21 protein-coding genes are annotated in these 20207 nt (G+C 39.1%); 5 read left to right on the top strand and 16 right to left on the bottom strand.

Features of this window, described 5'->3' with window-relative positions:
• Nucleotides 1-192 precede the first annotated feature (192 nt).
• Nucleotides 193-654 carry a hypothetical protein gene (locus tag FJ218_00395; protein ID MBM4165383.1) on the top strand — a complete coding sequence of 154 codons (462 nt, stop codon included), beginning with the start codon at nucleotides 193-195 and terminating at the stop codon, nucleotides 652-654.
• 213 nt (nucleotides 655-867) lie between these two features.
• Here FJ218_00395 and acpS read toward each other — a convergent pair whose 3' ends face one another.
• From acpS to FJ218_00340, 11 genes are all read right to left on the bottom strand, one after another.
• Nucleotides 868-1254: a holo-[acyl-carrier-protein] synthase gene (acpS, locus tag FJ218_00390; GenBank protein MBM4165382.1), complete on the bottom strand. Its 387-nt coding sequence runs from the start codon at nucleotides 1252-1254 to the stop codon at nucleotides 868-870.
• Nucleotides 1229-1927: a TIGR02253 family HAD-type hydrolase gene (locus tag FJ218_00385; GenBank protein ID MBM4165381.1), complete on the bottom strand. Its 699-nt coding sequence runs from the start codon at nucleotides 1925-1927 to the stop codon at nucleotides 1229-1231. The genes acpS and FJ218_00385 overlap by 26 nt, the downstream gene beginning before the upstream one ends.
• The gene (locus tag FJ218_00380) at nucleotides 1924-2196 is read right to left on the bottom strand and encodes a hypothetical protein (protein MBM4165380.1); all 273 of its coding nucleotides are present in this window, start codon (nucleotides 2194-2196) and stop codon (nucleotides 1924-1926) included. Before FJ218_00380 ends, FJ218_00385 begins: the two co-directional genes overlap by 4 nt.
• Before the next feature lie 21 nt (nucleotides 2197-2217).
• Nucleotides 2218-2739 carry a hypothetical protein gene (locus tag FJ218_00375; GenBank protein MBM4165379.1) on the bottom strand — a complete coding sequence of 174 codons (522 nt, stop codon included), beginning with the start codon at nucleotides 2737-2739 and terminating at the stop codon, nucleotides 2218-2220.
• Between the two features lie 72 nt (nucleotides 2740-2811).
• A complete protein-coding gene (prmC, locus tag FJ218_00370; GenBank protein ID MBM4165378.1) occupies nucleotides 2812-3699 on the bottom strand; it encodes a peptide chain release factor N(5)-glutamine methyltransferase in 888 nt (295 codons plus the stop codon).
• Between the two features lie 5 nt (nucleotides 3700-3704).
• The gene (locus FJ218_00365) at nucleotides 3705-4397 is read right to left on the bottom strand and encodes a UDP-N-acetylglucosamine pyrophosphorylase (protein MBM4165377.1); all 693 of its coding nucleotides are present in this window, start codon (nucleotides 4395-4397) and stop codon (nucleotides 3705-3707) included.
• 155 nt (nucleotides 4398-4552) lie between these two features.
• Nucleotides 4553-5407, bottom strand: a complete 855-nt coding sequence (locus FJ218_00360; GenBank protein MBM4165376.1) for a pantoate--beta-alanine ligase — start codon at nucleotides 5405-5407, stop codon at nucleotides 4553-4555.
• Between the two features lie 202 nt (nucleotides 5408-5609).
• Nucleotides 5610-6452 carry an acetyl-CoA carboxylase carboxyltransferase subunit beta gene (locus tag FJ218_00355; GenBank protein MBM4165375.1) on the bottom strand — a complete coding sequence of 281 codons (843 nt, stop codon included), beginning with the start codon at nucleotides 6450-6452 and terminating at the stop codon, nucleotides 5610-5612.
• A gap of 34 nt (nucleotides 6453-6486) precedes the next feature.
• A complete protein-coding gene (tsaB, locus tag FJ218_00350; protein MBM4165374.1) occupies nucleotides 6487-7236 on the bottom strand; it encodes a tRNA (adenosine(37)-N6)-threonylcarbamoyltransferase complex dimerization subunit type 1 TsaB in 750 nt (249 codons plus the stop codon).
• Nucleotides 7217-7690, bottom strand: a complete 474-nt coding sequence (gene tsaE / locus FJ218_00345) for a tRNA (adenosine(37)-N6)-threonylcarbamoyltransferase complex ATPase subunit type 1 TsaE (protein ID MBM4165373.1) — start codon at nucleotides 7688-7690, stop codon at nucleotides 7217-7219. Before tsaE ends, tsaB begins: the two co-directional genes overlap by 20 nt.
• The gene (locus tag FJ218_00340) at nucleotides 7690-9276 is read right to left on the bottom strand and encodes a bifunctional response regulator/alkaline phosphatase family protein (protein MBM4165372.1); all 1587 of its coding nucleotides are present in this window, start codon (nucleotides 9274-9276) and stop codon (nucleotides 7690-7692) included. The genes tsaE and FJ218_00340 overlap by 1 nt, the downstream gene beginning before the upstream one ends.
• A 156-nt stretch (nucleotides 9277-9432) precedes the next feature.
• Between FJ218_00340 and FJ218_00335 the strand changes: the two genes are divergently transcribed.
• Both FJ218_00335 and msrB read left to right on the top strand, forming a co-directional pair.
• On the top strand, nucleotides 9433-10236 hold the full coding sequence (locus FJ218_00335) for a T9SS type A sorting domain-containing protein (GenBank protein ID MBM4165371.1): 804 nt from the start codon (nucleotides 9433-9435) through the stop codon (nucleotides 10234-10236).
• 133 nt (nucleotides 10237-10369) lie between these two features.
• Nucleotides 10370-10771: a peptide-methionine (R)-S-oxide reductase MsrB gene (msrB, locus tag FJ218_00330; GenBank protein ID MBM4165370.1), complete on the top strand. Its 402-nt coding sequence runs from the start codon at nucleotides 10370-10372 to the stop codon at nucleotides 10769-10771.
• 126 nt (nucleotides 10772-10897) lie between these two features.
• Here msrB and FJ218_00325 read toward each other — a convergent pair whose 3' ends face one another.
• The 5 genes from FJ218_00325 to recG form a co-directional block, all read right to left on the bottom strand.
• The gene (locus FJ218_00325) at nucleotides 10898-11797 is read right to left on the bottom strand and encodes a 4-hydroxy-tetrahydrodipicolinate synthase (protein ID MBM4165369.1); all 900 of its coding nucleotides are present in this window, start codon (nucleotides 11795-11797) and stop codon (nucleotides 10898-10900) included.
• Nucleotides 11794-12531, bottom strand: a complete 738-nt coding sequence (gene dapB, locus FJ218_00320; protein ID MBM4165368.1) for a 4-hydroxy-tetrahydrodipicolinate reductase — start codon at nucleotides 12529-12531, stop codon at nucleotides 11794-11796. The genes FJ218_00325 and dapB overlap by 4 nt, the downstream gene beginning before the upstream one ends.
• The gene (locus tag FJ218_00315; GenBank protein ID MBM4165367.1) at nucleotides 12528-13472 is read right to left on the bottom strand and encodes a carbohydrate kinase family protein; all 945 of its coding nucleotides are present in this window, start codon (nucleotides 13470-13472) and stop codon (nucleotides 12528-12530) included. Before FJ218_00315 ends, dapB begins: the two co-directional genes overlap by 4 nt.
• 56 nt (nucleotides 13473-13528) lie before the next feature.
• Nucleotides 13529-14302 carry a 1-(5-phosphoribosyl)-5-[(5-phosphoribosylamino)methylideneamino] imidazole-4-carboxamide isomerase gene (locus tag FJ218_00310; protein MBM4165366.1) on the bottom strand — a complete coding sequence of 258 codons (774 nt, stop codon included), beginning with the start codon at nucleotides 14300-14302 and terminating at the stop codon, nucleotides 13529-13531.
• 129 nt (nucleotides 14303-14431) lie between these two features.
• Complete coding sequence (gene recG, locus FJ218_00305) at nucleotides 14432-16594, bottom strand: ATP-dependent DNA helicase RecG (GenBank protein MBM4165365.1); 2163 nt, start codon at nucleotides 16592-16594, stop codon at nucleotides 14432-14434.
• 284 nt (nucleotides 16595-16878) lie between these two features.
• On the opposite strand from recG, the gene FJ218_00300 reads away from it, so the two are divergent.
• The gene (locus FJ218_00300) at nucleotides 16879-17982 is read left to right on the top strand and encodes a histidinol-phosphate transaminase (GenBank protein ID MBM4165364.1); all 1104 of its coding nucleotides are present in this window, start codon (nucleotides 16879-16881) and stop codon (nucleotides 17980-17982) included.
• A gap of 18 nt (nucleotides 17983-18000) precedes the next feature.
• A complete protein-coding gene (locus FJ218_00295) occupies nucleotides 18001-20163 on the top strand; it encodes a T9SS type A sorting domain-containing protein (GenBank protein ID MBM4165363.1) in 2163 nt (720 codons plus the stop codon).
• Nucleotides 20164-20207 lie beyond the last annotated feature (44 nt).

Here is a 20207-nt window from a genome sequence, read left to right as displayed (position 1 = left end):
CTGTTATTAGTTAATAGTTAATTGAAAGTATTCAATGTGTGTATTTAACCGCGAAGTAACGCAGAGTTTGGCGCAAAGTTTCGCAGAGATAAAAATTTTACTTCGTGGACTTTGCGATAAACTTTGTGAACTCTGCGGTTAGAAAATAGAAACATCAAATAACAAATTACTATTAACGAATAACAAACAACTATGAATGTGTATCTCTCCGGCGGAATGGAATACGCTACTAACGATGGTGGCGATTGGCGAGAAGAACTGCAACGATTTCTCGAACAAGAATTACATCACGAAGTTTTCAATCCGACAGAAAAAAGCAAAGAACTGTTTGCAACAAAATACAACAACGTAGATTTCCGCAAACTGAAATTTGACAACATCGAACGTTATACGGAAATTGTTCGTGAACTTGTTGAAATTGATTGCGAGGAAATTGTAAAGCGAAGTGATTATGTAATTTGCTATTGGGATGAAAGCGCAGCAAAAGGTGCGGGAACAAAAGGTGAACTTACGCTTGCAAAATATTTTGGGAAACCAGTCTATCTCATTTCAGAAATGTCTTTACAAGAAATTCCCGGTTGGGTGTTGGGATGTTGTACGAAAATATTCAGGAGTTTCATATTGCTGAAAGACTTTTTAAGAAATTTAAATTGAACTATTCATAGAACACAATGTGATTCGGAATAACTACCACTGATATAGTTAAGCGAACAAGCCCATACGATATAGAATATTATCTTTCATAAAATACTGAATTCAAAAAATTACGTGAAAGTATAGAAATTATTTTTTTTGAGAATCAATAAAATGTGTTTCATTTGAAATGCAGAATAACCACCAAGAATGTATTCACATCGTTCAACTTTTTCATTTCTCAATTACTGCAAATGCAATGACGGTTGTCTCGGAATGTGAAAGAGAGAGATGAATTTTTCTATCTGCTAAGAGATTCTGCAATTTGTTAGCAAGGAATACGTGAGGTTTTCCCGATTCATCGTTGATGATTTCAATATCTTTCCAACGAAAAACGCCTCGCCATCCGAAAGAGAATGATTTTGCAATTGCTTCTTTCGCGGCAAATCGTGCGGCAATGTGCTGTGCGGAATTTTGCTTCGATAGACAATACGCAATTTCTTTTTCCGTCAGAATTTTTTCGTGAAAAATATTTCCCCATTGTTTCAATATGCGCTCCAAACGTTTCAAATCAAGAACGTCAACGCCAATACCATCAATCATTGCCGAAAGAAAGTGCATTTTCTTTTTCAATAATATCGAGCAACTGCCGAATATCAGTTATCTCATAATCCGCTTGGGCTTCAACTGTTCCGAACGCGTCACCGTAGCGCGCAAAGACCGTTTTCATTCCAACGTTTGCGGCGCCTACCATATCGCGTTCCGCCCAATCTCCAACCATTATTGCTTCGTTTGCGTTTACGTTGAGAAGTTCTAACGCTTTCAAAAAAGGACCAGGATTGGGTTTTCGTTCGCCTGTGTCTTCGAACGTTATGACGAAATCAAAAACGTGTGCAAAATTTAAGTATGAAAGTCGCAGCCACGCCTCACGTTTCGGCGCGTCGGAAACTACCGCGAGTTTGAGTTGTTGTTTTAATAATTCGAACAGCGTTGATGTTATGTGAGGATACGGAACAAGTGATGCTTCTCGCGCTTTTCGATAGGCAATAATTCCTGCGGAAAGAATTTTGTAATCCACTTTTTGAAATTGTTCGTATAGAAGTGTGTCAAAAACGTGTTGATATTCCATTCCTTTTTCATTGTAGATGAGATTGATTTTTTCAAGAATTTCTTCGCGTGAGAGAGTAAGTCCTGCATCAATCATTGCGGTAATTGCGGCATCAACAGCAATGCGCTTCATTGCCATAAAATCTACAAGCGTATTATCCAAATCAAAAATGATTGCGCGTATCATTGGAAATTCTTTTTCGCTTTTGCAACTTCGTCGTCAATAAATTCTCGAAGTAACGGTTTTAAGTAAATTTCTTCGAGTCCGATTTCCGATAATCCTTGTGCGAGAACGTTGAGTTTTTTTTGTAACGGAAGTTTTTTATTTGCAAGAATTGTTCGTTGTTGTTTGATAATGCAATATCCTCCGGTAAAATCTCCTTTTTCAAAACGAACGGTGATTTGCAATTGTTTTGCGAGCGATTGTAATTCAGTAAGGAATTCTTCGGGTGTCATAGAGGTACAATGAAAAGGAAATTATTCTTCAGCGGAAATGTGTTTTCGCAACGGCTGAAACACGATGCAACCAAGCAATGTAAAGTAACAGAGAAGTGCAATAAACGGCACTCCTGAAAGCGCACCAAGCCGGTGAATCAGCAGTTTTCGGTATTCTGTTAAATCATTGGAACCATAAAAATTCATCATCATCATTTGAATATCGAGGTAGAACGTATAAATTTCTACGGGAGTAAAAAAGTACAGAAAAATTGCAGACATCATTAGCCACCCATGTTCTTTGGGTGAAAGTGTTGTTGTGAGTAAGAAAATAATTCCGGAAATCCACGTTACGATATATCCCAGCAGAACGACAGTAGTTGCGTTTGCGATGAGGGAATATATTGTTCGCTCTGCGCTTGGATTGATGTTCGGCTTGAATTCAAGAGTTCCCGCTTGAAGAAGTTCGTTGCTAATAACTCCACGAATGATGATTCCTCCAAGCCAAAGCACTAATCCGATTGCAAAAAAATAAACTGCGATTTGTGAACTGCGTAATTCCATCGAAAAATTTTCGGAGAAAATATACAAAGAAAAGATTACGCTCGTGGATAATAGAGTTTGTAATAATTGTTATCAGTTGTTGCAAATCACCACTCGTTCGATTCCGTTGTAATCTGTTCTTGTAGAAATGTTTTTGTATCCGGTATGAGTAAAAATATTTTTTACTTGCGCACATTGATTGTATGCAATTTCAACCGCAATCAATCCGTGCTTGCTCAAACATACGCCTTCAAGTTCTGCAATTCGTTTGTAGAAAGATAGTCCATCAGTTTCATCAGTTGTTGCAATTCTTGGTTCGAAGAGTTGTATTTCCGGTTGTAATGTTTCAAATTCGTTTTTTGAAATGTACGGTGGATTGGAAACGAGAATGTTAAACGTATGTTTGTCGATTTTCGATTGCAGATTAAAAATGTCATCAAGGATAAATTCAATGTTGTTTTCTACTGCATTTCGCTTAGCATTTTCTGTTGCAATATCAATAGCATCTTTACTTATATCTATCGAAGTAATTCTTGCATTAGAAATATGTTTAGCAAGTGAGATTGAAATATTTCCGCTTCCCGTTCCGATATCGAGAATATTTATCTGCTCGTTTTCTGAAAATACTTTGCAAAAGTTTATTACTTCTTCAATAAGAATTTCCGTTTCGGGACGAGGAATGAACGCGCGCGCATCAGTGAAAAATTTCAATCCAAAAAATTCCGTTTCGCCGAGAATGTATTGAAGCGGTTCGTGTTGTAATCGTTTTTGAAAAAGTTGTTTAAACTGTGCGAGTTCATCTTTCGAAAGCGGTTTTTCAAAACACGTATAAAGTTGAACGCGGGAAAGTTGAAGAGAATGGGAGAGAAGAAGTTCAACATTCAAACGTGGATTTTCAAAATTGCGTTCTTGCAGATATTTCGTTGCCCAATTCATTAGTGAAAGAATCGTCCACGTATTTTGAGCGTGTTGTTTGTCCATAAAAATTATCCCCGCATCAATAGTTCGAGTTGTTTCAAATCGTCAACGTTATTTACGCCCAGAATTTCTTTCGGATTATTTGCTCTCACTGCAGCAACTTTCAAATTGTGTTTCCAAAAATAATGAAACACATCGGTGAGATAATATTCTTGCTGTGAATTATTCGGAGTAATTTCTTTCAAAGCATCAAACAAGTATTCTTTATTGAAAAGATAAATTCCGGAATTTATTTCGTTCACTTTTTTTTCTTCATTGTTCGCGTCTTTTTCTTCTACAATTTTTTGCACGCTTCCGTTTTCATTGTGAATTATTCTTCCGTAACCAAATGGATTTTCAATTTGTGCAGCGAGAATTGTTGCAATCGCATTTGTTCTTATATGCGTTTGAAGCAGTATTTGCAATGTGGAAATAGAAAGCAAAGGAACATCGCCGGAAAGCACGAGAACGTTTCCATCAAAATTATTCAGCGCTTTTTCAATTTGCATTATTGCATGTCCCGTTCCAAGTTGCTCTTTCTGTTCAACAAAAATTATTTCTTTTCGAATGGAAGAAACATATTCAATCACTGAATCTTTTTGCCAACCGACAATAAGAATAATTTTTTGCGGAGAAAGTTGTTGCGCGGTTTCAACAACGTAACCCAGCATTGGTTTGCCGTTAAGTTCGAACATCACTTTCGCTTTATCGGGATTCAACATTCGCTTGCCTTTTCCCGCAGCGAGAATTGCTACACAAAGTTTTGAGTTCTGAGTTTCGAGTTTCAAGTTTATTTAGAATCGTAATTTAGTTCCTGAATATACATGTCATTCGTCATTGGTAATTTGTCATTAGTAAAGTTACGAATGACAAATGACTAATTCCCAATAACAATATTATCAATGAGCCGAGTATTCTCAAGTCGAACGGCGAGTGAAATGAGTGTTTTACTATTTAGAAGAATCATGTCGAGTTCATCCAGCGTTTCTGCGTTTGCAATCGAAATGTAATCAATTTCTGTTACTGTTCGTTTTGAAGAAATCATTTTCTTCATTGCGTTTTTTATAGAAAAAGTATTGAATTCACCGTTTGTAATTAATTGTTCCGCATACTGAAGAGATTGAAAAACAACAGTCGCATCATTTCGTTCTTGTACATTCAAATACACATTGCGCGAACTCATTGCAAGTCCATCGTGTTCCCGAACAATCGGCGCAACAACGATGTGAATATCGAAATTCAAATCGCGTATCATTTTTTGAATAATGAAAACTTGCTGTGCATCTTTTTGTCCGAAGATTGCGACGTGCGGTTTCGTAATATTGAAAAGTTTTGCAACTATTGTCGTAACACCTTTGAAATGTGTCGGACGAAACTTTCCTTCGAGAACGGTGCTTGATTTTTCTGTTGTTACATACGTTTCAAAATTCTTTGGATAGATTTCCTCAAGTGAAGGAGTGAACACAACGTCAGCATTTTCCTTTTGAATCAATGCAATATCTCGTTCAATGTTTCGCGGATATTTATTGAAATCTTCGTTTGGTGAGAATTGCACGGGATTGACGAAAATTGTTGCGATAACGATATCAGCGTTTTGTTTTGCGATGCGAATAAGCGAAAGATGACCTTCGTGTAATGAGCCCATCGTCGGAACAACAGCAATTTTCTTTTCTTTCAATCGTAACGATCCAGAAAGCGATTGCATTTCGGAAATTGAAGAAATGATTTTCATATTGTTGTTTCGAGTTGAGTAGTTTCGGTTGGTTTTTCTTTGCAAGCAAATTGAATTGTAATTATTGCTATTATTGAAATTGCAATTATAGTTAAATGTAATTGCCTCATAGTAAATTTCCTTCGTTGATTTTTCTACAATAAATTTTGCGGAGAAGGTACAAATGAAAATCTGAAAACTCAAATCCCAATTTCAAATTTCACTACATTATCATTCTCAACAATGTCGCAACGGTTTTTTTCATATCTCTGCGATGTACGACGAGGTCAAGAAATCCGTGTTCAAGTAAAAACTCGCTTCGTTGAAATCCTTCGGGTAAATCTTTTCCGATGGTTTGTTTGATAACGCGCGGACCTGCAAATCCAATAAGCGCACCGGGTTCTCCGATATTGATATCGCCCATCATCGAAAAACTTGCAGTAACTCCTCCGGTTGTTGGGTCAGTGAGAATGGAAATGAAAGGAATATGGAGTTCGTGGAGTTGCGAAAGTTTTCCGCAGGTTTTTGCAAGTTGCATTAACGAAAGCGCGGCTTCCATCATTCGTGCGCCGCCGCTTGAAGAAATAAGAACGAGTGGAAGTTTTTTTCGTTTTGATTGGTCAACGGCGCGCGCGACTTTTTCACCGACAACAGAACCCATACTTCCTCCGATGAAAGAAAAATCCATACAACCGACAACGAGAGGAATTTTTTCAATTGTTCCAGTTCCTGTTTTGATTGCATCGTAGAGATTGGTCGCCTTCATTGTTGCCTGCAAACGCGTACGATAAGGTTTTGTATCTTCAAACTTCAACGGGTCGGCAGAACGAATTTTTCTGTCCATTTCTTTGAACGAATGTTCGTCAAGAAAAAATGAAATATATTCTGAACTCGTTATACGAAAATGGTACTCACATTTCTGACACGTGAAATAATTTTGTTCCAGTTGTTTGCGGTGAATAATTTCATCGCATCGTTCGCATTTTGTCCACACGCCTTCGGGTGTTTCATTGCGTTCAGTAGATTCTGTTAAGATGTTTTCTTTATTTCGTCGAAACCAGGACATTGTTCAATAAATAATTGATAAGAGTAATGTATAGTTAGTTACTGTTGTTCCTTGTTATTCTTGCAAAAATTGTCGATTGTTTTGCAACAAAATCTTTTCCGTACAATGGTTGTAACGATGGAATGTCTGCAATATCATTCTGTTGCAAAAGTTGCGCTCCGAGGAATGCAACAAAACGTGCGTTACATTTTCGAAATGCGTTTCCTGCAAGAAAAATTTTTTCCTGGAGCGAATGATAGTTCTGCAACACTCGAAATATTTTTTCCGATGCAGGACCGCAGAGTAATAACTGTTCGCTACGTTGCATAAAGTATTGTTCTATCGCTGCTGTTGAATCCGTATGTTGCAAAACAGAAATTACTTCGGAATGATGCTCAAAAAATCTTTTCGAAGAAAATGATGCAACGGCAAATTCATTTCGCTGTATTTCCAAAACAGATACCATTGTTTGTTCGCTTGCGTGTAACGTATTTTTCAAAGCAAATGCAACGGATGTCAATGTTGGAACAGCAACGAGCGGAAGATTGACGGATTCCGCTAATCCTTTTGCAACGCTTAATCCGATACGTAAACCGGTAAATGAGCCCGGTCCAATGGAAATTGCGACACCATCAAGTGATGCGAGTTCTGTATTATTTTTTTTGAGCAATTGCTCTACCATTGGAACAAGTTGTTCGGCGTGAATATGTTTTTCTTCTCGTGAAAATTCGTCGAGCAGTATGCCCTCGCGCATAAGTGCAACTCCGCAAGTTTCCGTTGCTGTTTCAATTCCGAGGATACTCATCGTTCAGGAATTTTTCTATGCAAATCATTCTTTCGTTTTCATTTTCTCCGAACTCAAAATACACATCATATCGAACTGCAGGAAGAAATTCTTTTGTGCGTTCTGCCCATTCAATGATGCAGATTCCGTCGGATTCCAGATATTCATAAAATCCCAGTTGCAATATTTCATCAACGGAATGGATACGGTAAAAATCGAAATGAAATATTTTTCCTTTGTCGCTTTTGTATTCGTTGATAAGAGTAAACGTTGGACTGGAAATATTGTGTTCAACGTTCAACGCGTTACAAATTCCTTGCACAAATCGCGTTTTTCCGCTTCCTAAATTTCCGAACAGGGCAACAATATCGTTTGAACGCAATTGGCGTGCGAATGTTTTTCCTAAATCTATTGTATCTGTTTCCGAACGAGAAACGAATGTGGATGGTAAGAAAGGGTCGCCGGAACTGTTCATTACTTCGGTTCTAATGTTGCAATCGGAAGAATCATTTCTTCGAGCGAAACGCCGCCGTGTTGAAACGTATCGCGATACTGTGTAACGTAATGATGAAAATCTGTCGGGTACACAAAGTAATAATCTTCTTTTGCGATAATATAATTGATTGCGGCACCGCGTTTTGGTAATCGGTAATCCGTTGGATTTTTGATAAAGATGCAATTCTTCTCGTCGCATTTTAAATTGCGTCCGTATTTATATCGCAGATTTGATGCGGCTTCTTTATCGCCAATGACTTTTGCGCTTCGCAAACAACGAATGCTTCCGTGGTCGGTGGTAATGATGATGGAAACATTTTTTTGTTCCGCAAGCGATTTCAACATTCCGAATAACGAAGAATAGAGAAACCAGGTTTTTGTAAGCAAGCGATAAGCCGATTCATCAGGGGCAATTTCCTTCAACAGCGGAGAATCGGAACGTCCGTGTGCGAGCATATCAACAAAATTAACAACAACTGAAGTCAAACGGTTTGCAGTGTACGAAAGAATATTTTGTTCAATACCTCTGCCGTAACCCCCATCGAGAATTTTGATGTATTTTTGTTCGGGCTTCATTGCAATCTTTCTTCGCTCCAGTAATTTGTCGAGCATTTCTTTCTCAAATTTATTCAAACTGTTTTCATCATCTTCCCATTTTGCCCAAATTTCCGGATACCGTTTTTCAATTTCGTCGGGAAACGAGCCGCTGAAAATAGCGTTGCGGGAATAAGGAGTTGCCGTTGGTAGGATAGAAAAATACGCATCGCGTTTTACAGTAAAATATTCACGAAGAATTTCCTCAAACACAAACCATTGGTCAAGACGCATACAATCTATTACGAAAAAAAAAACAGATTTATCTTTTTGCAGTTCCGGAATGAGATATTTATCCACGATGTCCGTCGAAAACGTTGGACGTTTATCAGGAGTTGATGAAACCCACTTTGTGTAATTTCTATCAATACATTTTCCAAACTCCATATTTGCTTCACGAAACTGGTCATTCAGCGTTTGTCGCAATCCCAGTTCCGGATGTTCGTCAAAATCTATTGCCCATCGAGTAAGTTTTGTATAAAGTTCGAGCCATTCATTCGCGAGCAATCCCGTAGATAACGATGCAGAAATACGGTTAAACTCGCGGACGTAATCGCTTTGCAAATGCTCGGAAGTTATTTTCTTTCCTTCGAGGATTTTTTTAATTGTCAACAGCACTTGCGAAGGATTAACCGGCTTCGTTAAGTAATCTGAAATCTTGTCCCCAATGGCTTCTTCCATCAAACTTTCCGCTTCGTTTTTTGTAACCATAACAACAGGAATTCCGGGACGAAGAGATTTGATTTCTGCCAGCACTTTTAAGCCGCCCATTCCAGGCATCATTTCGTCAAGCAGAATAATGTCAAAAAGTTGATGGCGAACAAGTTCCAGTGCATCATCGCCGTTGGATGCCGTTTCTACGTCGTACGCTTTATCTTCTAAGAAGAGAATATGCGGGCGAAGGAGTTCGATTTCGTCGTCAACCCAAAGGATAGTTCCCTTGGGTTCTGTCAGGGTTTCACGTTGTTTCATACAGTTTTAAAGCGGGGAAAAAATACCTAAAAATAGAACGGTAAAAAAACACCGAAACAAAGAAATGAGTTTCGCGTAGGAGAAATACTTCTTCGGAAATTTTTGCGAACAACATTTTTCTTCTTTTATTTTCTCAAAATAAATCTTTACACCATAATGTTCTCGAAGTATGCCTTTTTTCTCGTTGTATGTCTTGTTGGAATGTTCTTTCTTGGATTCAACGACATAAAAAAAACGTGCAGGCAAGTCGGTCTTACCCGAAAGAACGGTGTTGGCTGTGTTTGCCATAATGAATTTCACTCACCCAATGTCAACATAACGATTGCAGGACCCGATTCGGTTGCACTCGGAGAAACGGCAAATTATACGCTCACTGTTTATGGCGGTCCCGATTCCGCGGCGGGAATGAATGTTGCAGTTTTGCGCGGTTCGCTTTCTTCTTTGGATACGTTTCTCGTTGTGTTGGATAGTGAACTTACCTGCACCGCGCCGCTTCGTCCTTCCGAAACCGGTTTGATACGATGGAATTTTTCTTATACCGCGCCATTCATTCCGGGCGCCGATACATTGTATGCGGTTGCGAACAGTGTCAATCTCAACGGTATTCCTACGGAAGACGAGTGGAATTTCGGAGAAAATGTTGTTCTTACGGCGTACGAACCGAATGCAGTTTCTGAAGAAGAAAACTCGTTACCTTCGTTTCGTTTGATTTCATCGTATCCCAATCCTTTCAACGCTTCAACCAACATTCGTTTTCTGCAAACAGAACCAGCGCATATTTCACTGCGTATCTTCGATATTTCGGGAAAAGTCGTTGCAACGCTATTGGAAAACCAATGGATGGATGCGGGAACGTATGAAGTTCCGTTTGCGAGAACGTTTATTGCAAGCGGTTTGTATATTGTTTATTTCCAAACGCCATCATCATCTCTATCAACAAAGATTATCTTGCTGAAATAACACAATGACATCCTCTTTCATAACAGTTGCTCTTTTCCTTTGCAATGTTTTTTATTCCTGTACGGAAAACAAATCCAACAACGTACCTCCACAATCAACGAAAAGCAATTTTCGACAAAATGATTCAACAACTATGCACAAAAAAATCATAAAAACAGATGACGAATGGGAAGCGCAATTATCGAACGAACAATTTTGCATAACACGGAAAAAAGGAACCGAACGAGCATTTACAGGAACGTATTGGAATAATCACGAACAAGGAGTGTACTCCTGCGTTTGCTGCGAACTCCCGCTGTTTTCTTCCGAAACAAAATTTGAATCCGGAAGCGGATGGCCAAGTTTCTTTTCTCCCGTTGCCAAAGAAAACATCAAAGAGCAAACAGACAATATGTACGGAATGAGTCGCATAGAAATTCTTTGCAATCGCTGCGATGCTCATTTGGGACATGTTTTCGACGACGGACCCAAACCTACAGGATTACGATACTGTATCAATTCTGCATCTTTAAAATTTGTGAAATCGAGCAATTGATTGCTTTCGGGTGAATGCTCTACTTCAGTATTAGAAGTCTTCGCAAAATGTATAAAGTGCGTCATTTCGAAGAGATTGCTTCGCTCGCAATGACAGTTTCCATTTTATGGTTTTGCAAAGCCCTCTTTAAGAAATCAACTTCAAATTTTTCAGTATTTCTTCCAGTTTCGGACGATTTCTACTGCTCAGTTGAATGAGCGGCAAACGGAAATTCTCTTCAATAAGACCCATCATTGCAAGAGAAGTTTTTACGGGGATAGGATTGGATTCAATAAAATTGAAATTCATTAAGGGAAGCAGTTGATAATGCAGAGCGGAGGCATAGCGGAATTTTTCTTGCAAACACAAACGTACCATTTCGGAAAACATTTTCGGGGCTTGATTGGCAATAACGGAAACAACGCCATCGCCTCCGAGTGCAATCATCGGAAGCGTTACGGCATCATCACCGGAATACAATGCAAATTGTTTCGGACGATTGCGAAGGATTTCCATAATTTGTTCGAAATTTCCCGACGCTTCTTTTATGCCAACGATGTTGGGAAACGTTTCAGCAAGTTTCAACGTAGTTTCGGCGGTGATGTTGGAACCTGTTCGCGATGGCACGTTATAGATAATGATGGGAAGTTCAATATGTTCGGCAATATTCGCATAATGCTGATAAAATCCTTCTTGCGTCGGTTTGTTGTAGTAGGGACCGACTATCAATAAACCATCAACGCCGATGTCGCGCGCTTTTTTGGAGAGTGCAAGCGTTTTCATTGTCGAATTTGTTCCGGTACCAGCAATAACAATTTTTCGTTTGTTATTGTGAGCAACAACAATTTCGACAACTTTACGCATTTCCACTTCGGTAAGAGTTGCACTTTCGCCTGTTGTTCCGATAGGGAGAATCGCTTCCACGCCACCTTCGATTTGGTAATCAATAAGTCGGCGAAGTGCGCGTTCGTCAATGGTATTTTTTTTCGTGAATGGAGTAATGAGTGCGGTTCCAGTGCCACGGAATAAGATTGTTTGCTGTTTCATCCGAGAACGTCCTTCATCGTAAAAAATCCTTTCTGTTGAGTGTAATACAGCCATTCGGCAGCGATAATTGCACCTAATGCAAATCCGCGCCGATTTTTTGCTGTGTGAATTAATTCGAGCGAATCCACTTCGGAATCAAACAAGACGGTATGTTGTCCAACGACGTTTCCGATGCGAGTTGAAGAAACGTGCAGTTGATGCGGTTGCAATTGTTGGTGAGCCGTTTCCGTGATGATTTCTGTTTTGCGTGGAAAATTTTGGAGAAGAAGTGATGCGAGCGCAAACGCTGTTCCGCTAGGCGAATCCGGTTTGCGAACATGATGTGTTTCGTGAATGCTTACATCGTATTCGTTGAAACGGTTGAGAAGCGAAGCGGCGCGCTCAACTGTGCTAATAAAAATATTCATTCCCAGAGAGAAGTTCGAAGAATACACAAAACCGATCTGATGTTCTTCTACGAGTTTTTTTACGGAAGAAATTTTGTCAAACCATCCTGTTGTTCCGCACACAATATTTTTTTTAGCCGCAATCAACGCTTCAATATTGTAATACGCTTCGTCGGGAGCAGAAAATTCGAAACAGAGGTCAATATCTTTTAAGGATTGTTTGTTCAGGGATTTTCCCGCGCTATTATTTTCTCGAGTAAAAATTTTTTTGATAACTGTTCCGCGTTCTTTTGACAACGATTCAATTTCTTTTCCCATTTTTCCGTAGCCAATCAGTGCGATGTTCATAAGGGTGTATGTTCTGTTTCTAATTGTGCATTTGTAATGGTATCAATTTCGCTAGAACCGATGTATTGCGTATTGATTGCGGCAATGAGGTTTGCGAATTCGGCGGATGCAACCGGGTTTTTCGATTTGACAAATTGATATAAAAACGCGGCAGAAAAAACATCGCCGCAACCGGTTGCGTCTATGGTTTTTATTTTTTCAGCCGGAGGAATTGTATGTTGTGAAATATGTTTGTGTTCTTCTGCTACAAACAACGAAACACCTTTTGCGCCTTTGGTAATGATACACTGTTGAACTTCTACGGAGAGCAATTGTTTCGCGAGCATTTCTTCGCTGTATCGTTCTACGGTTAAACTTTTTGCTTCTTCCTGATTCATCTGTACGGTATTCATCATGAATGCCCATTGCCGCCATTCGATAAGCGGTGTTCGAAAGCGTGTAAAATCATCATTGATACCGAGCGTTAGGCTGTGTAAATCAATGTGTGAAATAACGTCTTGTTCGCGGATAGCAAGTCGGATATTGTATAATGTTTCCAACGAAATATCAAAACCCGAAACCATATTGAGCAAGAGTCCATCCGTTTTCAGATACGGTTGAATTTTTTTCAATGGAATAGAAGGAGCAATATTTTTGGAGCATTCACTGCGAGTTTGTGCTGTTGAATACAGTAAGTGGACGGAATTCGTTTCTCCTTTGATTTTGTAAATACCGTCGGTATCAACATTGGGGTAATGTTTTAATCGCTCAATGATTGCGTCATAATCGTCTTCTCCAATAGGAAAAACAGGAAAGATTTTATCATCGGAAGAAGTGATGTTGGCAAGCGTTGCTACGGCAAAGAAAATTCCTCCCCATAACGGTTCAATATTTTCTGCTTTTCCGTTTTTCTTGGGATGAATAAAATCTTTGCAAATATGTCCGACAACAGTGAATTTCAATTTCGTTTGTTGGTTTGTTGGTTAGTTAGTTAGTTAGTTAGTTCGTTATTCATTGATTAGATTTTTGCCGTGTAAGGAAAATTTCCCGCTTCACTCATTCTCCATAAATGTTGGCAAGAAAACAAATTTTCGTACAACGCACGTCCGATGATGACGGAATCAATGCCAAGCGGTTCGTATCCTTGAAGCGTAAGCACATCTTTGAGACTGGAGATTCCGCCGGCAATGGTGATACGCATTTTTACTCCTTGTGATTGCATTTGTAATTGTTTTGCCAGCGTTTCAATAGCGCCGAAGTTTGGAGCAATCATTTTTCCATATTGCAATACATCTTTGTACACAACTCGTGTGAATCCCATCTGTTTTGCATTCAGCGCGACGGAAGCCGAAAGTAATCCCGTATCCGAAATTTCCCCGTATGTTTTTACAAATCCGTTCCGTGAATCGAGACCAAGAATTACCGTACTTGGTCCATAAGTTTGCAACGAGCGAATAGCATCTTCGGGTTTTTCAATCGTCATTGTTCCGATAATAACGCGTGCAACACCAAGCGAAAACGCTTTGTTCACTTCTTCAAAATTTCTAATTCCTCCGGTAAGTTCGATGGGGATATCTACGGAACGAACAATTTCGGAAATAACGTGCGTGTTCACTATTTTTCCGATGCGAGCGCCATCAATATCGGTGATATGGAGACACTTTGCATTTTCTTTTCGCCACATTCTCGCCATTTCAACGGGGTCATCAAGAAACGGTTGTTCCATTCCTCCTTGCACAATATGAGCGCATTTTCCGTTTTTGATTTCTATAACAGGAATAATGAGTAGCATAACAGAAAAATTTTTCGGGATAAAAATGAGAAAAGAAACATTGAGAAAAAAAGTGTTGAAGTAAGTATTGAAGCATGCGCGGGAAATCGTTTTGAAAAATATTCTTTAGCATAATATCTTTCTTCGGCTCTAACTACTTGCAATGTTCATTCTCTCGTTGTATTTTTTTTCAAATTCATTTTTTATTTTTTGATGTTGCGGAAGTCGAAGTTGTGCATCGGTTTCTGCAATGTGAAATGCTTCTGTTCGTGCCGCGGAAAAAAGTTCTTTATCTTCCCCAAAGTTCACATGGTGAAATTCCGGGATTCCGCTTTGCCGTGTTCCGAAATAATCTCCGGGCCCGCGTTGTTGCAAATCTTCTTCTGCAATGTGAAATCCATTGGTTGTTTTCGCAATTGTTTTCAAACGTATATTGTTTTCATCATTTGTTTGCAAAAAACAAAACGATTGTTCGCTTCCTCTTCCAACTCTTCCGCGAAGTTGATGAAGTTGCGAAAGTCCGAATCGTTCTGCATTCACAATGACCATTCCAGTTGCATTCGGGACATCAATACCAACTTCAATCACGGTTGTTGAAACGAGAATGTCCAATTCGTGCGCAAGAAACTTTTTCATTGTATCATCTTTTTCTTCGCTCGATAATTTTCCGTGAACTATTCCAATGCGTTCTTTCAAGTGCGGAAATGTTTGTGTTCGTAAAATTTCAAATCCATCGAGTGCGGCTTTCAAATCCAATTTTTCTGATTCTTCAATCAACGGATATACGATATATAATTGTCTTCCTTCATTTATTTTTTTGAAAAGGAATTCTTTCAATTTCTTCGACTTTTCTTTCGATACAATTTTCGTTATGATTGGTTTTCTGTTGCTCGGAAGTTCGGTAATGGTTGAAACGTCCATATCGCCGTAGAGTGTCATCGAAAGCGTTCGCGGAATTGGCGTTGCTGTCATTATCAAAACATCGGGTTCAATTCCGTTTGCTTTTTCTCGCATTGCTGTTCTTTGCATTACGCCGAAACGATGTTGCTCGTCAATCACGATGAAACCAAGTTTGTTGAACGTAACTTTTTCTTGAATCAATGCGTGCGTTCCTACAACGATGTTAGTTTTTCCGCTTTCAATGTTGGATAAAATTTCCTTCCGCAATTTTGTTCTTTGGTTTCCGACAAGTAATTCGATATTGATTTCAAGCGATGAAAGAAAATTTTTCAATGTTCTGAAATGCTGCTCTGCAAGAATTTCCGTTGGCGACATTAGCGCGCATTGATAACCGTTTTCAATTGCAACTACCATAGCAAGTACCGCGACAATGGTTTTTCCGCTTCCCACGTCGCCTTGTAATAAGCGGTTCATCGGTTTGTTCGATTGCATATCATGAATAATTTCTTTCAAAACAGTTTCTTGCGAATTGGTGAGGTGGAACGGAAGTGCATCCAAAAGTTTCCGTGGTAATCCTCCTTTTGCAACGTGAAATGAAATTCCGTTTGTAATTGTATCAAGATGTATTTTTCGAAAAGCAAGAAGCAGTTGAAAGAAAAATAATTCTTCAAACGCCAAACGCTTTCTTGCTTTATCAACGTTCGTAAGCGACGTTGGAAAATGATATTCCTGAATTGCATTGCGCAGTGAAAATAAATTATTCCTTTGCAAGAATTGTTCTGGGAAAAATTCTTCGATATGTTCGATGTATTTCGGTAACGTCGAATGCATAATAACGCGAAATGTCGAACTCCACAATCCCGCATCGCGCAATACTTCGGTAGATGAATACAGCGGCACAATTCCTCCCGTGTGATATTGCATTCCTTCTTCGGTGAGTTTATCGTATTCAACGTTGGTGTATTTGAGTTGGTTGTTGCGTTTTTCAAATGTAGCAGAAAGCGCAATTGATTCTCCGCGCGTGAAACGATTCATCCAGTATTGTTTTATTGTTTTTTGCGGACGAAAAAATGTGAACACAAATCTTCCAGTTTCGTCTGCAATGATGAGATTGAAAGGAACAATTTTATTCGGATTAGGATGAGTTTTATGCGAGGAATAAAAATCTTCTACTGTTCCGACGAGCGTTACACTTTTGGGTTCGGAATAATTCCACTGAAATAAATCTTTAACGTGAATTGTCGTCGAACGGTCAATATGACGATACGGAAAATAAAAAAGAAAATTGCGGACGGTTGTAATGCCAAATTCTTTTTCCAATAATTTTGCTCGCGCAGGTCCAATGGATTTCAGAAATTGAACTGAAGTATCGAGAGGAGAAATTGATTGTGGTTGTGTAATTGATTTCGCCATAGAGAAACGCGGTGTAAAATAAAAAAACAATGATTGTGAAAGAAATTGATTGACAATTCGGTAATGCCTCGGAAGCGTTGATAAATTGGAAATAGAGAATACAAAGAGAAATTTTTCCCCGACAATCAATGGTCGTGATGAAATACCAACAACTCTTGTGAAACAGCACCACAAATGCTGAATGAAAAAATACAGGTTTGTCTTTCATACGTTATGGAGTTGCATTTGCTTTGGATTCCCAATGTAAATTCCTATCTTTTGCCGTCAAAAAAACAGGAGAAACTGTGCCGCTTGTTCCATCATACATCGCAGAATTAGAACCGTATAAATCCGGAAAACCGATTTCAGAATTTCAGCGAGAATTTGGTCTTTCCAACGTTATCAAACTTGCATCAAATGAAAATCCGCTTGGACCATCGCCGCTTGCAAGAGAAGAAATGATAAAAGCGATGAATGATGTATATCTCTATCCTGATGGCGGAATACAATTGCGCGAAATTCTTGCAGAAAAATTTCACGTACGAATGGCAAACGTTATCATCGGAAACGGTTCAGAAAGTATTATGGCAAACATCATTCGCACATTTCTCTGCGACGATGATGAAATGCTTACGACACAAGCGCCGTTTATCGGATTTCGTGTACTTGCTCAATCGCGGGGAGTGAAAACAACATACGTTCCGTACAACAACTATCATTTTGATTTGAAAGCAATCGCAAAACAAATAAACGAGCATACGAAAATCATTTATCTCACGAATCCCAACAATCCTACGGGAGCGATTTTTTCCAAAGAAGAATTTGATGAATTTATGAAATACGTTCCCATTCGCGTATTAATAATTTATGATGAAGCATATTTTGAATATGCGCAAGAGTTTTCCGAATATCCCGATTCTATGCATTATCGTTACGATAATGTGATAACACTTCGCACGTTTTCAAAATGTTATGGACTTGCCGGAGCACGCATCGGATACGGTTTTGCACACGATGAATTGATTTCCAATTTGTTGAAAGTGAAATTACCGTTCGAGCCAAGCACCCTTGCTATTGCTGCGGGAATAGGTGCAGTACGAGACAAAGAGTTTATGGAACAATCGTTGGAAATGAATCGAAAAGGAATGCAATTTTTATATGCATCGTTAACAGCGATGGGATTCAAATGTATTCCGTCGTATGCAAATTTTTTGATGATTGAATGTGAAAGCGAAATGAAAGTAACGGTGTTGTATGAACAGTTGCTTCGCAGAGGAATTATTGTGCGTCCGTTGAAAGCGTTTTTCTTGCCGAACTGTTTTCGCGTAACCGTTGGAACCGAAGAACAAAACGAAAAATTCATCGAAGCATTGGAGAAAATTTTACAATTAGTACCAATCGAAATATAACACATCGGGAGATTGTTTATGAATAGTTCTATTTTTGTACGAACATTAGTTTTCGGAGCAATATGTTTTTTCTGTGGTAGTTTCAATGCGCTATCGCAAGTACAAACGTGGACGTGGCAAAATCCTCTTCCTCAAGCGAATCATATTTCTGCCGTATATGCAGTGGATTCTATGCGCGTTCTTGCTGTTGGAGAATTTGGCACAACACTTCGTTCCATCAACGGCGGCAGTAATTGGCAAGCAATTTCCTTAACAAACGGAATTTCCGAAACATTGAACGACTTGATGTTTATCAGTACTTCCAGCGGATTTGCCGTAGGTGAAAATGGGAAATTGCTGAAGACGTTGAATCAAGGTGCAACATGGAATACTGTTTCTCTTCCGACGACAAAACGATTGCGCGGAGTTTGGTTTGTAGATGCAGATACGGGATACGTTGTTGGCGATTCAGGGTTGATTTTAAAAACAACAAATCAAGGAATGCTATGGAATATGCTCACTTCCGATGTTGTGGAAAATTTATATGCGTTACAATTTCTTTCTGACAAAAAAACCGGTATTGCTGTTGGCTTTAAAAGAATATTACGAACAACCAACAACGGAAGAACTTGGACAAAAGAAACTCCCCCAAGTTTTGCGGGAACATTTTATTCTGTTGCACTTGCGACAAACAAACGCGGTTATGTTGTTGGCGATGGAGGTGCAATTTATAAAACTACGAATGGCGGTAGTTCGTGGCTGGAACAAGCATCGAATGTTAGTACAAAGTTATTCAGTATATACACGTATGATTCAATTCTTGTGTGGATTTCCGGCGATTCAGGAAAAATTTTAAAAACTACTGATGGAAGTTCGTGGACAACTGTTTCAACACAGTCGAATTATTACCTGCGTGGAATTGTTTTTGCGAGCAGATTGCGTGGATGGTGTGTTGGTGAAAACGGTACAATCCTTTATACTTCTGATGGCGGAACATTGTGGAATTCGCAACTCAAAGGAACGCAAAGTAATGTACGGAGCATTGTTTTTGTGTCGCCGCAAACAGGATGGATTGTTGGAGCAAACGGCTTGATTCATCGAACACAATCGGGAGGAAATTCTTTTGATGTTCAATATGGCGGAACGTTCACGAAGAGTTTTAACAGTGTTGCATTTGTTAATTCACCATCGCGTCGCGGATGGATTTGCGGCGATTCGGGCATTGTAAGAAAAACAACAGATGACGGTATGACGTGGTTTCCGGATACAACGATTACTACGTTCAAAAACTTCAACGGAATTTCTTTTACTTCAATGTTTGATGGAATTATTGTTGGCGATAGTGGAACAGTATATAAAACAACGGATGGAGGCGCAGTTTGGAGTTCGGTAAGTTCCGGAACAAAATTGCGTTTGCGAAATGTAAAATTTTCGCCGCAACCGTTGTCGCCGTTTGCTTTTGCTGTGGGCGATTCGATGATGATTTTGAAAACATCGAACAACGGTAGTTCGTGGATTGTGCAAGCGATTCGTTCAGGAATACATTTATATGCTGTTTCCGTTATTGATACGAAAATTGTGTATGCAGTTGGCGACAATGGGAAAGTGTTGAAAACGGAAAACGGTGGAACTGTTTGGTATGAACCGCAAAATATTGGGAAAGGAAATCAACGGTTGCGAGCAGTATTTTTTCTCAATGCAACATTGGGTTTTGTTGCGGGTGATAACGGAATTTTCTATAAAACAACTAACGGTGGAAATTCATGGGGAACAAGTTCGTTGGGAACGTTTGCGGCTATTCATTCGATGTACTTCAATGATAGTTTAGTTGGATGGATTGCCGGAGATAATGGTGTTGTAATGAAAACGACGAACGGAGGAATTACCTTTGTTCCCGAAGAACAAGAAAAATTACCTTCAGATTTTCTGTTGTTACAAAACTATCCCAACCCGTTTAATCCGACAACAACAATACGATTTGAAATTCCCGTAGGGGCAATTCATGAATTGCCCCTACAAACAACATTGAAAGTTTTCGACATTCTTGGAAGAGAAGTAACAACGTTACTCAACAATGAAGAACTCCAAGCAGGCGAACACGAAATAGAATTTGATGCAAGCAAACTTTCGAGCGGGATGTATTTTTATAGGTTGCAATCGGGAAAGTTTTCTGAAACGAAGAAGATGATTTTGTTGAAATAAATTTTTCTGCCACCAATTGCACGAATTTACACGAAAGAAAAATT

It is taken from the genome of Ignavibacteria bacterium (assembly GCA_016873775.1).
Taxonomy (GTDB): Bacteria; Bacteroidota; Ignavibacteria; order UBA10030; family F1-140-MAGs086; genus JAGXRH01.
Note: the sequence above shows the minus strand (reverse complement) of the source record. Positions and strands in the feature narration are given on the sequence as shown.